Annotated in this window: 10 protein-coding genes; 6 read left to right on the top strand and 4 right to left on the bottom strand. The window is 38.1% G+C overall.

What is annotated here, in order from left to right; genetic code table 11:
• Nucleotides 1-72 precede the first annotated feature (72 nt).
• Entirely contained in the window at nucleotides 73-1,317 is a 1,245-nt protein-coding gene (locus JOC48_RS04920) for an aminopeptidase (RefSeq protein ID WP_204497960.1), read from the top strand.
• Between the two features lie 98 nt (nucleotides 1,318-1,415).
• Here the strand turns inward: JOC48_RS04920 and recQ are convergent, their stop codons facing one another.
• The 3 genes from recQ to JOC48_RS04905 form a co-directional block, all read right to left on the bottom strand.
• Nucleotides 1,416-3,539 carry a DNA helicase RecQ gene (recQ, locus tag JOC48_RS04915; RefSeq protein ID WP_204497959.1) on the bottom strand — a complete coding sequence of 708 codons (2,124 nt, stop codon included), beginning with the start codon at nucleotides 3,537-3,539 and terminating at the stop codon, nucleotides 1,416-1,418.
• 47 nt (nucleotides 3,540-3,586) lie between these two features.
• The gene (gene brnQ, locus JOC48_RS04910) at nucleotides 3,587-4,858 is read right to left on the bottom strand and encodes a branched-chain amino acid transport system II carrier protein (protein WP_204497958.1); all 1,272 of its coding nucleotides are present in this window, start codon (nucleotides 4,856-4,858) and stop codon (nucleotides 3,587-3,589) included.
• A 168-nt stretch (nucleotides 4,859-5,026) separates the two neighbouring features.
• On the bottom strand, nucleotides 5,027-5,209 hold the full coding sequence (locus JOC48_RS04905) for an SE1832 family protein (protein ID WP_204497957.1): 183 nt from the start codon (nucleotides 5,207-5,209) through the stop codon (nucleotides 5,027-5,029).
• A 462-nt stretch (nucleotides 5,210-5,671) separates the two neighbouring features.
• Here JOC48_RS04905 and JOC48_RS04900 point away from each other — a divergent pair, with 462 nt between their 5' ends.
• The 3 genes from JOC48_RS04900 (at nucleotide 5,672) to dctP (ending at nucleotide 8,778) form a co-directional block, all read left to right on the top strand.
• Nucleotides 5,672-6,244, top strand: coding sequence for a TRAP transporter small permease (locus JOC48_RS04900; protein WP_204497956.1), 573 nt, complete (start codon nucleotides 5,672-5,674; stop codon nucleotides 6,242-6,244).
• A 35-nt stretch (nucleotides 6,245-6,279) separates the two neighbouring features.
• Complete coding sequence (locus tag JOC48_RS04895) at nucleotides 6,280-7,551, top strand: TRAP transporter large permease (RefSeq protein ID WP_204497955.1); 1,272 nt, start codon at nucleotides 6,280-6,282, stop codon at nucleotides 7,549-7,551.
• Nucleotides 7,552-7,617: 66 nt separating this feature from the next.
• On the top strand, nucleotides 7,618-8,778 hold the full coding sequence (gene dctP, locus JOC48_RS04890) for a TRAP transporter substrate-binding protein DctP (protein ID WP_204498120.1): 1,161 nt from the start codon (nucleotides 7,618-7,620) through the stop codon (nucleotides 8,776-8,778).
• A 119-nt stretch (nucleotides 8,779-8,897) separates the two neighbouring features.
• Here dctP and JOC48_RS04885 read toward each other — a convergent pair whose 3' ends face one another.
• Nucleotides 8,898-9,980, bottom strand: coding sequence for an AI-2E family transporter (locus JOC48_RS04885; protein ID WP_204497954.1), 1,083 nt, complete (start codon nucleotides 9,978-9,980; stop codon nucleotides 8,898-8,900).
• Between the two features lie 204 nt (nucleotides 9,981-10,184).
• On the opposite strand from JOC48_RS04885, the gene JOC48_RS04880 reads away from it, so the two are divergent.
• Both JOC48_RS04880 and JOC48_RS04875 read left to right on the top strand, forming a co-directional pair.
• Nucleotides 10,185-11,912 (top strand): phospho-sugar mutase, encoded by a 1,728-nt coding sequence (locus JOC48_RS04880; RefSeq protein WP_204497953.1) that lies wholly within the window; start codon nucleotides 10,185-10,187, stop codon nucleotides 11,910-11,912.
• A gap of 929 nt (nucleotides 11,913-12,841) precedes the next feature.
• Entirely contained in the window at nucleotides 12,842-13,291 is a 450-nt protein-coding gene (locus JOC48_RS04875; protein WP_204498119.1) for an OsmC family protein, read from the top strand.
• Nucleotides 13,292-13,348 lie beyond the last annotated feature (57 nt).

The raw sequence follows: 13,348 nt of genomic DNA, 5'->3' as shown, positions 1-13,348 counted from the left end.
CAAAGGGGTCAGACCCCTATGGGACAGTCTCAGCTTATTATGAAATAGATACAGAATAATGGAGGGAATGTGATGGCAGATAAACAAATGCAAGAAAAGTATGCAGAGTTAGCACTGCGCACTGGGGTGAATTTACAAAAAGGTCAAGCGCTTGTCATTAATTCATCGATTGAAGGTGTGGAATTTACACGAGTTGTTGTAAGAAAGGCTTATGAGCTCGGCGCTAAAAATGTACATATCAACTGGACAGATGATGAAATTACATTGTTAAAATATGAGAATGCCCCTGAGGAAGTTTTGACAACGATTCCACAATGGCAAGTGGATAAGCACCTGTATTATGCGGAGGACGGCGCTGCACTACTAGCGATTCGGTCTACAAATCCAGATTTATTAAAGGATATTAATCCCGGACGTGTTGCTAAGGCAACGAAGGCTGGGGCAGAAGCAATGAAGGAATTTAGAAAATACACGATGAACGATCGAATTCCATGGTCGATTATTTCCATTCCAACTGGAGACTGGGCGCAAAAAATCTTTCCGGATAAAACAAAGGAAGAGGCAATCGAAAGCCTTTGGGACCAAATTTTTAAAATTGTTCGTGTGGATAAAGAAGATCCTGTTGCAGCTTGGGATGAACACAATAAAACATTAAGAAAAGCTAGGGAATTTTTAAATAAACGACAGTATAAGAAGCTAGTTTTTAAGTCGGAAGGAACAGATATTACATTTGAATTACCAGAGGGACATATTTGGAAGGGCGGATCGGCTAAATTAGCAGGTACGGATATCGATTTTAATCCAAATATGCCAACCGAAGAAGTGTTCACAATGCCACATAAGTATGGGGTGAATGGCACGGTGTCCAGTACAAAGCCTCTAAACTATGGTGGAAATGTGATTGATAACTTTAGCTTAACATTCAAGGATGGAAAAGTGGTCGACTATAAGGCGGAGCAGGGTTATGAGACATTAAAGCACTTGTTAGAAACAGATGACGGTTCTAGTCGCTTGGGTGAGTTAGCGCTCGTTCCGCATGAGTCGCCAATTTCTCAATCTGGGTTAATTTTCTACAACACATTGTTTGATGAAAATGCATCGTGTCACATCGCTTTAGGGAAAGCATATCCAACAAACCTTAAGGGTGGATCTGAAATGAATGAGGAAGAGCTGGATAAACATGGGGTAAACGATAGCCTTACCCATGTGGACTTCATGATTGGATCTGCTGATTTAAACATTGATGGTGTAACAGCAGATGGGAAATCAGAACCGGTATTCCGTGATGGGACTTGGGCGTTAGATTTTAACGCGTAATATAAAAAAGGAGCAGATCATTTCGTCTGCTCCTTCTTTATATGTCACGAAGGTCCCGAGCGATTCGTGAGACCAGGCACTCGACCCAGCTTTTCTAACTATAAGAATTCATTTTTAACGAGTACCGCGCGAATCACTGTATAATCAAAATCCTCTGGAAGCTGCTCTTTTAAAGGCTTTAGCTTTGGTTCCTCAAGCGTATCTCTGACCCTTAGCACTTCGATTTCCTGCTCCTCATTAAAAAATGTAGACCAGTCTAGTTGATATCCATTTTTGTAAGCTGTTAACAGATGATTTACAACCGTTTGCTCCGTAATTTGTCTCTCATCAGCTACTGCCTTCAATCCGTTTCCATTAGTAAACAGATTGTAACTGATCAGGTAACTAGGCTCCTTATTTTCAGTAAGGGTGGGTGCGGGTTTGGATACAACAGTTTTTTCGTTGATTGCCCCTGCCGATTGCGTAATTACTGACATAAACTGTTCCCCGTATTGGTCGTATTTCTTTTGTCCGACACCTTTAATTTGTAGCATGGCATCCTTTGTTTTCGGAAAATATCTGCACATTTCCTTTATTGTTGCATCTGAAAATAACACGTAAGGTGGAACCTTCTCTTCATCGGCAATTTGCTTACGAAGGGAACGCAGCTCTTCAAACAAAGCTGTATCGTAGTCGGTAGATTCGGAGAGCTCAATATTTCCAACCTGCATCCAAACTTGCTTTTGGCCCTTTAACACAGCTGCTGCTTTTTTAGTCAGCTTAAGGGTTGGAAATCTTTGGTCCCCTGCGGATAAAATATCCTCAGCGACAAGGAAATGAATAAAGTTGGTAATTTCCTTTTCTGTATGCTTCGACATGATGCCATATGTCGTTAATTTATTCAGTTGAAAGGAATTAACTTTCTTATCCTTTGACCCTTTTAGCACTTTCGCTGTCATGCCAGCTCCAAATCTTTCTCCCATCCGCTTGACACAGGAAAGGACCATTTGTGCTTCTGTTGTCATATCCTTACGCTCTAAATCACTCGTACAATTCGTACATCTTCCGCAATCTTCGCTTGTACTAAAATCGTTAAAATAGTGAAGGATAAATGTTTGTAAACAACTATGGGTATGGCAATAGTTAATCATTGCTTGCAGTTTTTTATACTCATTGACTTTCTTTTCTTCATCCATTAGAGATTGTTCAATCAAAAATTTCTGCAATTGAATGTCTTGCCCAGAAAACAGCAATAGGCAATCACTCGGTTCCCCATCTCGCCCAGCTCGACCAGCCTCTTGATAATAGGATTCAATATTCATCGGCATTGCATAATGGATCACATAACGGACATTGGACTTATCAATCCCCATACCAAAAGCATTCGTTGCAACCATGATCGACTTTTCTTCTTGGATAAATGCATTTTGCGCCTGCTTACGATCTTGTTCTGATAGGCCAGCATGATATTTTGCAACAGCAAATCCCCTGCTTCTTAAATAGTTATAAAGCTGATCGACTTGTTTTCTCGTTGTCGCATAGATAATCCCTGATTCTTGCTTACGTTGCTCAACATATTCTAGAATAAAAGCTTGCTTATCTCTTCCTTTTAGTAAATGAAACGATAAGTTTTCTCTAGCAAAACCGGTGTTTGTTACTTGTTGATCTTGAATATGTAGCAATCGCTGAATATCTTGGATTACTTCATCTGTCGCTGTTGCAGTCAAAGCAACGATAACCGGAATCGATGGGATTTTTTTCAATGTAGGTACAATGGAACGATAGCTCGGACGAAAATCATGTCCCCATTGAGAAATACAATGCGCCTCATCAAAGGCTAGTAAAGATATCGAGATATTTTTTAACGTTTCTATAAAAGCAGGTTGCTCAAACCTCTCCGGAGCAACATAAAGAAACTTGTAACGGCCTTCACGAAGCATATGTAACCGGTGCTGCTGTTCTTCATTGCTTAAGGAGCTATTTATGTAGGTAGCGGGAATGCCAAGCGATGCTAGTGCATCCACCTGGTCCTTCATGAGCGAGATTAAGGGGGAAACAATCACAGCTGTTCCATTCATGGTCAGACCAGGAATTTGATAACAAAGTGATTTTCCCCCTCCAGTAGGCATAATCGCTAAAGCATTTTGCTGCTGTAATAATTGTTCGATGACTTCCTGTTGCCCTGGACGGAATTCATCGAAGCCGTAATATTCTTTTAGTAGTTGCTGTGCTTTTGTTAACATGAGATCCATCCTTTTACGAAACTAAACTTTACGGAATCAGTTTTCAGCTATCGATGATCCAATACCCAGCCAATCCCGCCGCCTATAATGGCAGGCACAATCCAAGCTAGTCCTAACGTATATAAAGGCAGCATTTCGATAAGATCGTCAATGGCTGCTAGATTGATTTGAAAGGCAGTTAACCCTTGATAAATACTTATTACTGCAGTGAAAAGGACAGCCAATCTTTGTATGTTTTGGGAAGCTTGAAAAATCGTTAATATTATTAAAACAATCGCAATGGGGTAAATGATGGATAACACTGGAACAGATATCGAAATAATCTGGGTTAACCCTAAATTTGCAATAACAAGACTGGCAATTGTAACAATTCGGATAATCGGTCGATAATCCATGTTTGTTCGTTGTGAAAAATATTGCCCACAGGCAACTGTCAAACCAATCGATGTAGTTAAGCAGGCTAAGGCGACGATTACTCCTAATAAAACTTTTCCATAGAGACCAAAGACAATTTCAGAAGCAGTAGAAAGAACTTGTCCGCCATTATCAAACGTTCCCACGGGATCCATTTTTGCACCGACCCAGCCAATCGAACTATAGACGAGCGTTAAGGCAATACCTGAAATAATTCCTGCTTTAATCGTTGAAACTACCATGTCTTTCCGATTGCTCAATCCAGCATTTTTGAAGGCTGTTACGACAATAATCCCGAATGCTAATGCAGCAATTGCATCCATCGTTAAATAACCTTCTACAAATCCGGTGAAAAATGGGTAAGTTTCATACTTTGAACCTGGGGCCTGTACATTGGTATTAAGCAGAAATATTCCACCGATACTGAGTGCTGCGATGGCAACAACTAAAATAGGAGTCAGCCACCGGCCAATATGATTCACTAGCTTTGATGGATATAAGCTTAAAAAGTATACAGCGATGAAAAAAGGAATGGTAAATAGTGCTAGAGTTAATGCTGTATTCGAATAAGTACGCATAAATGGTTGGGCTCCCATTTCAAAGGCTACATTCGCTGCTCGAGGTATCCCGAAAAAGGGTCCAATTGCTAAATAAATAATCGAAGAAAAAATAATCCCGAACGTAGGGTTAATCTGATGACCAATTTCCGTTGTTTTATCACTAATAACAGCGATTGCGGCAATGGCTAGAATTGGTAATCCAACACCGGTGATAATAAAGCCGGTCATTGCCGACCAATAAGAGGTACCTGCTTCTATCCCTAACGTAGGAGGATAAATAAGGTTTCCCGCACCAAAAAACAATGCGAAAAGCATAAAACCGATAAAAAAAGTATGTCTGTTCATGGTGTAACCTCCGTCAAAATTTGCTTGATGTCCTATTATTTTTAGTGGGTGTGAATATAAAAAGCAGAATTATACTACCAATGCCTATATGTTTTGTCAATCCGCTATCCATTAGGCATCCAAACATCAACACCGAACTTTAACAAAGCCTTTCTGTTAAATAAGTAACTATTCCTTCAGCTCTGCCATCTTTTTATTTAAGGAATCTAACTCCTTCTCCAACTCCTCTAGTTGCTTCTCTGCATTGGCAGTATTCCCGCCAACGGAGTCCAATTTCTCTAAATCACCCTGAATTCGTATGTAATCCGACTTTACCTCATTAATTCTATCCTGCAACGCTTTCCTTGTCATCCTAACACTCCTCTTTACAATTTAACCTCTTTTTTTATACTATCAAATGTCAGTTAAAAAAACTAAATCATTTGCAATAAAGTGGATATTAGAGGCATGAGTATGATTTCCTATTACAAAAGGTTTATGAAAAGAATGAAATGCTTAAAAATAGGTGATTATACACGTAGTAGAAAAGTAACGCCTTATTACTAGATATTGTTTAAGCTAATGCATGTATTGGGATAAAAACCATCGAACGGAATGTATACCTTTTCCAATTTTAGAGTATTCAGAATATATTGAGAGTATTTGGGTCTATATGTTCATTAAAATGATTCATTAAATAGAAATTCCAAAATTTATAGAAATTTAACAAATAATAGGAACACAATGGATTTGTACAAACATAAACATTTTTGTAAGATTATAGTAGTCTGGTGAATAAGAGGTTTTTATCCTACTTAAGGAGGAACTGATAGATTGAAATTTTTTCAAATTTTAGATAAAGCCGTCATGAAATTAGAGGAATGGATTTTAAGCTTTTCTGTAATCCTTATTTCAATTATGATCATTGGTAATGTAATTGCACGTGAGATTTTTAATTCAGGCGCATTTTATTTTGCTTATGAGGTAAGTAAGTTTGCTATTGTTATCGCGACGTTTATGGGAATAGGATATGCTGCAAGAAAAGGTCGCCATATTAGCATGTCCGCTTTTTACGATTTTGCACCATTTAAAGTAAGAAAAGTGATGATGATTGTTATTAACTTTATAACATCTGTTGTTATGTTTATGATGGCTTATTATACATATAGTTTTGTTATGTTTGAGTATGATACTGGCGCAATTACAACGTCTCTACAACTACCAAGATATTTAATGTCAGTCTTTTTACCGATTGGTTTCATAGTCGCAGGTATTCAATTCCTTCGTAACACAATAGTTAACTTTACTGCTAAAGCAAAAGATAAGGTTTACTTAGGTGTTGACGCTGTAGATTATAACGATACAAAGGACAAAGATGTAAAACTGGAAGATATATCATCTGTATAAGCTGATTTAAGAATACTTCTGGAGAGGACAATGTTATGTTAGCCACATTATTATCCATAATGATCGTATTTTTACTATTAAATTTCCCAATGATGATCCCGTTAATTCTTGGTCCTGTTATCATCATGCTGATATTTAATCCGGCAGTTAATATGGACCTATTAATGAAGCAATTAGTAACAGGGATTGAATCACCAGTTTTATTAGCTGTACCTTTATTTATTTTTGCAGCTGATATTATGACAAATGGAAAGACTGCGCAACGTTTATTAGATTTTATCGGTTCTTTTGTTGGTCACATCCGTGGAGGGTATGCTGTCACAACTGCAGCATCCTGTACATTGTTTGGTGCTATCTCAGGCTCCACACAGGCTACAGTTGTTGCGATTGGTAGGCCGATGCGAGAACGTTTGTTAAAAGTTGGTTATAAAGATTCGAGTATATTGGCACTTATCATCAATTCTAGTGATGTCGCATTATTAATTCCGCCAAGTATCGGGATGATTATTTATGCTTTAGCTGCGGGTTCCGGAGTTTCGGTTGGTGATTTGTTTATAGCGGGCATCATTCCAGGTATCATGGTATTTTTAGCTTTTACCATCTATAGTATCGTTTATGCAAAAGTGAAAAAAATACCAAAAACGGAAAAAGCAAGTTGGTCCAGCCGATTTAAATTTTTTAGAAAAGCATTATTGCCGTTAGGCTTTCCAATTATTATTGTAGGTGGTATTTATGAAGGCTGGTTCACACCGGTAGAAGCCTCCGGTATTTCGGTTTTATATGCATTTATTTTAGAAGTGCTCATTTTTAAAACAATATCTTTAAAGCGTATTCCTAGCATCGCATTATCTACAGGGTTGGTTACATCTGCTGTTTTTATACTAGTTGCAGGTGGACAACTCTTCACATGGGTACTAGGTTATGCTAGGATTCCACAGCAAATTACAGAAGCTGTGTTAGGAACAGATCCAAGTGCTCTATATGTCTTGATTATCGTAAGTCTTTTCTTCTTTATTGGATGTATGTTTGTCGATCCAATTGTTGTTATCCTAATATTAACACCGATTTTTGTTCCTTCGGCAGAAGCTGCAGGTATCGATTTAATACACCTTGGAATCATTGTTACATTCCAGGCTGCACTAGGTTCAGCGACACCGCCGTTTGGTGTTGATATTTTTACAGCCAGTGCGGTGTTTAAAAAACCTTACTTAGAAGTTATAAGAAGTACACCGCCATATATTATCATGTTATTAATCATTGGGGCATTGCTAGTATTTTTCCCACAATTATCATTGGTATTAATTTAGTTTTTAATGGGTGCTAAATTTATTTTAGCCCATTATAAATACAATTTTTAAAAAAACTAGGGGGTAATTATCATTTTTAACAAAAAGTTTCTATTTATGCTCATTTCTATCTTGTCACTTTCATTCTTACTAGTGGCTTGTGGTGGAGCAGACAATGATGAAGGCACTGCAGACGAGGGAGCTGACAACGAAGAAGATAATACAGAACAGCAGGACACCGAAGATACTGGTGACACTGGTGAAACTGCTGAAGATGAAGGTACAACGTATGAAGAGCAAACTTGGGGCTTTGTAACAGAAGAGTTGGAAGGACAAGTTCAATATGAATATGCTGCAGAGTTTGCAAACCGTATTTCGGAAAAAACAGATGGTGCAATAACAGTGGAACCATATGAATATGGTGGATTAGGTAGTGAAGTGGACCAAGCACAGCTATTACAACAAGGTGGAATTGAAATGGCTGTTATGTCACCAGGTTTCACTGGTGGTCAGGTACCAGATGGTCAAATTTTCTCCCTACACTATTTCTTCCCGGCAAAACCGGAGTTAACACAGGAAGTTTTAACAAATAGTGAAGCATTGAATACTGATTTAAGAGCTAAATATGAAGAGCATAGCATTACTCCATTATCTTTTTGGACGGAAGGGTCAATGGCTTGGACAAGTAACGTTGGAATTGATGAGCCATCTGATTGGGAAGGTTTAAACATGCGTGTCCAAGAATCACCGTTAATGCGTGAAACATATGCAGAGTATGGAGCAACTGTACAATCGTTAAGCTGGGGTGAATTATACACCGCACTTGATCGTGAAACAGTAGACGCACAGGAAAATCCAATCTTCTTCATTGAATCAGCAAGCTTCCATGAAGTTCAGGATACGATTACCGTTTCACACCATAACAACTATATTGCGATGACAACTGTTAATACAGATTGGTATAACGGTCTATCTGATGCAGAGAAGACTTTAATTGATGAAACAGTAGCTGAAATGCAAGATTGGGTATTTGAAGAGCAAAAGAGTCAAAATGATGCTGGATTAGAAGCTATTGAAGCAGATACTGAGAATCCTACTGAAATTATTGAGTTAACAGAAGAACAAATTGCAGCATTTAAAGAAGTTGCAGAACCAGTACATGAATTTTACCGTGATGAAGTGGAAGGAATTGACCCAGAACTATTTGACAAGCTAAAACAGGAAATTGCGGAAGTCACTGGTGAGTAAAACAAAGATAAAAAAACCGAGCATCCTATTAGGGTGCTCGGTTTTTTGCGTACCTCTTATTTACACAATCTACGATTTAATTGCACGCGCCTATATAACCGCTCTTCAGAACTTACTAATTAAATAAGGTTTTTATTACCAGGATCTTGCTTTTTTCGCCATTCCTCATAAAAATGAGCGACAATCGTTTTGATAACTGCGTAAGCCGGGATAACAAATAGTAAGCCGAGAAATCCAGCAATACTACCCGCACCCAAAATTAATGTAATAACAGTTAGTGGGTGAATGCTTAAAGCTTTCCCCATAATGTTTGGAGAAATAATATTTCCTTCTAATTGTTGTGCTGCAACCATAACAATAATCACATAGACAATCATAATTGGATCCTGGAATGCTGCAACTAAGATTGCTGGAATAACAGATAAAAATGGACCAATAAAAGGGATAACATTCATCGCCATGGCAAACAAAGCAAGTGTTAAGGAATAATTCAGTCCAATAATTAAATAACCGATGAACAGTAAGACACCTACACTAAAGCTCACCAGTAATTGTCCCTGAATAAAGGCTGCCAATGTATGATTAATATTACCCATTAATCGTTTGAAGCTTTTTGCTTTTGGCTTACTAAGAAACTGTGCGATAAATGGAACAAACTTACGATCATCCTTAAGCATAAAGAATAAAAAGAAAGGCACTAAAACAATGGCAAAAACAAAATTAAATACATTAGCGATAAATGAAAAGATGAAAGTAGAGAACCCTTCCAGGTGTGATTGTAGGTTACTTGTGAAATTATCAATCATCGATTCAACTTGAGGTGGAATAAGATTTTGGTTTTGCTGCCAATAAGTGATCAACTGAAAAGTAGAATCGATCATCCTTGGAATATTATCAATTAATCGACCAAATTGCTTTTGGACAATTGGCGCGATATAGGTACTAACTAAAAAGATAACGAGAATAATTAATACAAAGACAATCATAATTCCAATAATTCTATGTATCTTGTATTTTTCCAGTAATCTGACTAGTGGCTTAGTAATATAATAAAGAATTCCAGCGCCAATGAAAGGAAGCGCAATAGCAGTTAAATAAGCAAAAATTGGTTCAAAAACAAAATTAGCACTAGAGATGAGTAAAATTAATAGGAATACTAAAATTGCTACGACTAGTGATTGAAACCATTTTTTTTCAAACAAAAAATCACAACCTTCTATTAACTTGTAGTCATAAACCGAGTATAGCATAGTATATATGAACAGAATGCCCAAAATTGGAAAATATTAAACGTATATGAAAAATGAAAGGAAGTTAGATAGATTAATAAATGTAAGTATGATAAAATTTTTTTATGAATATATTAACCTGTCAAAAGTCTATGAAAAAGGAATAGGGGGAGCAAAATGTCTTGGCAAGATACCTTTAAAAAATGGAAATCATTTGATCAGCTCGATGCACAATTAAAACAGCAATTAATGGAGATTGCTAACTCGGAAAAAGGCCTAGAGGACGCTTTTTATAAACCGCTTACATTTGGTACTGGCGGAATGAGAGGGATCCTTGGACCAGGAACAAATCGAATGAATATTTATACCGTCCGAAAAGCAGTTGAGGGATTAGCCATCTATTTAGAAGAAAATTACCGTGATGCCCAATCTCGAGGGGTTGCAGTTGCTTATGATTCGAGGTATATGTCAAAGGAATTTGCGGTTGAAACAGCGAAGGTTCTTGGAAATCATGGAATAAAAACATACATATTTGAATCGATTCGACCAACACCTTTATTATCATTTGCTGTGAGACATTTACAAGCTGCGGCAGGCATTATGATTACTGCCAGTCATAATCCACCAGAGTATAACGGGTTTAAAGTATATAACGAAGATGGAGGACAGGTGCCCCCAGACGAAGCTGCTGAGATTATTTCGAAGGTAAATGATGTAGAGAATGAACTGACTATCGCTGTTCAAAGTCAGAAAGAAGTAGAACGGCAGGGTTTATTGAAATGGGTTGGCGAGGAAGTCGATCAAGCATATTTAATAGAGTTAAAGAAGCTGACAAAAATGAGCCAGCAATCATCAGATTTCAGCTCTTTATCCATTGTATTTACCCCGTTGCATGGAACTTCCCACTCATTAATCATGAAAGGCTTGCAGCAACTTGGTTTTCAAAACATCCATGTGGTGGAAGAACAAGCTACACCTGATCCTGAATTTTCAACGGTAGCTTCTCCTAATCCGGAAGAACATCAAGCTTTTTCTATGGCGATTGAATACGGACAACAGGTCGATGCGGATATTTTAATTGGAACAGATCCTGATGCGGATCGATTGGGAGTGGCAGTGAAGGATGGCAGTGGCTCCTATCAAGTCCTGACGGGAAATCAACTTGGAACATTGCTGTTTGAATTTTTAATGCGCTATGAAAGCGATGAAAATCGAAAAAATGGTCGTTTAGTGAAAACGATTGTTACAACGGAAATGGGTCGTGCGATTGCAAGTGACTATGGCGTAAAAACAATAGATACATTAACGGGTTTTAAATACATTGGACAAAAAATTAAAGAGTTTGAATCATCAGGGGAACGTTTTCTGTTTGGATATGAAGAAAGCTATGGCTATTTAATCGGAGATTTTGTCAGAGATAAAGACGCAGTCCAAGCAGCGATGGTTGCCTGTGAAATGGCAAGCTATTGGAAATCTGAAGGGAAAACATTACTGGAAGCATTAGAGCTTCTGTATGATCAATATGGTTATTATTTGGAAGATATGACCTCCCTAACCTTAAAAGGAAAGGATGGAGCGGAGAAGATTGAAAAGATTTTAATGGATGTTCGGGAAAATCCTTTTACCTCGATTGGAGGATTAAAGGTTCATTATCTGGAGGATTATCAAAAACAAGAGCGATATAATGTGAACACAGGAGAAAAGCAGCAAATCCATTTACCAGAGGAAAATGTGTTGAAATTTTTACTGGAAAATAATGCTTGGGTTTGTTTGCGTCCTTCAGGCACAGAGCCAAAAATGAAGTGCTATTATGGTGTCACTAGTGGATCAGGTCAAGAAAGTGCAGCTATGATAGAAGCATTAAAAGTGGAATTAGACAATCGTATTCAAGTGATTATAAAGTAAAACTTCACCCAGTGGGGCCTTTCCCTCACTGGGTGTTTTTTAGGATGGCATTTCTGAAAGGTTGTTGCCTATCATGCGCAACATAAGATTAATGCGACATAATTATTACATGGATTTGCTTTCTTCCAGGTCTTTTCTATTGAGTAACATACAATCGCTTCGGCAGAATACTTCGCTTTCCGCGGGCACGGCCTCAGCCTCCTCAGAAGCAAAGAGCGCTTCTTGCGGGGTCTTCGGACACGTGCTGTTCCCGCAGGAGTCTACGTATTATGACTACGCTAAAAGAGATTCTTCGATTAATCATATGTGTAAGTGGAATTCACATTACGTGGATGTCTTCTCATTGTTTTTTGCACAAGACAAGGAAAGCACCGGCACTATTACATCGCACATAAGAAATTGTTTTATTTTTTCGATTTGTCTACATGTGCCTTCACAGCTTAATAATGGAAATTTCATAAAATAACTAATTTTAGTTAAAAGAAATGGTATCAAAGCTTCGTTACAGCAGTTGGACAGTTTCTCACTTATAAAAAAATAAATCCAAGCTGTGGAAAAATGCGAGATTCCTGTGGGAAAAGCAAATGGTTTTCGGTGGGGCGAGTAATCGCAGTCCCAACAGGTGAAGACCCCGCAGGAAGTGGTTTTCTTCCGAGGAGGCTGAGGCGTTGCCCACGGAAAGCGAGTGTTTTTCCACAGCGTTGGTTATGCACGCTTTTTTTCGTTAGATTTATGATAAATCATCTTTTGTGCGCGTTATCTGTCTACTGTGTAGCATATTAATTGGCAACTAAAAACGGTGATTGTGAGGCCTTTACCACATTGTTGGTAAAAGCCTATGTTTATACTTATAGAAATCTATACGTTAAAATGTTAAGCAATTGTAGATGGAAACCAACATCAAGCAAAAGACAGAAAGAGGTGGAAAAATGGCTACGCATTATTTTCATTTGCACGCAGACTGGCCGGGGGGACGAAACAATGTAGGTGCGATTGAAGCAGGTAATTTAAAGACAAAAATATCCATTCCGCCTGAAATGGAAGGACCGGGTATCGGAACAAACCCTGATGAAATGTTACTAGGTGCTGCTTCGACCTGCTATATCATCACATTAGCAGCAATGATCGAACGAGCTGATCTACCATTAAACGAAATGGATCTTGAATCCATTGGTGTTGTCGATGTAACAGACGGAGTTTTCACTTATCAAAAAATTATTCATAAGCCGAGAGTGGTGCTAGCGAACCATGCAACAGAACGGCAACTAGCGCAAACAAAGAAGTTAGTCGAGCATGCAGAAAAATCTTGTATGATTTCTCGAGCTGTTAAAGGTAATGTCACGTTAGAGCTTGAAGCTAACGTATCCCGAAGTGTATAAACTTTAAAGTAAGACAACCACTTTTGGTTTAACTTCCAATCCCTACCAAAATGTGAA

It is taken from the genome of Aquibacillus albus (genome assembly GCF_016908325.1).
GTDB lineage: Bacteria > Bacillota > Bacilli > Bacillales > Amphibacillaceae > Aquibacillus_A > Aquibacillus_A albus.
This window is presented reverse-complemented; position numbering and strand designations above follow the sequence as displayed.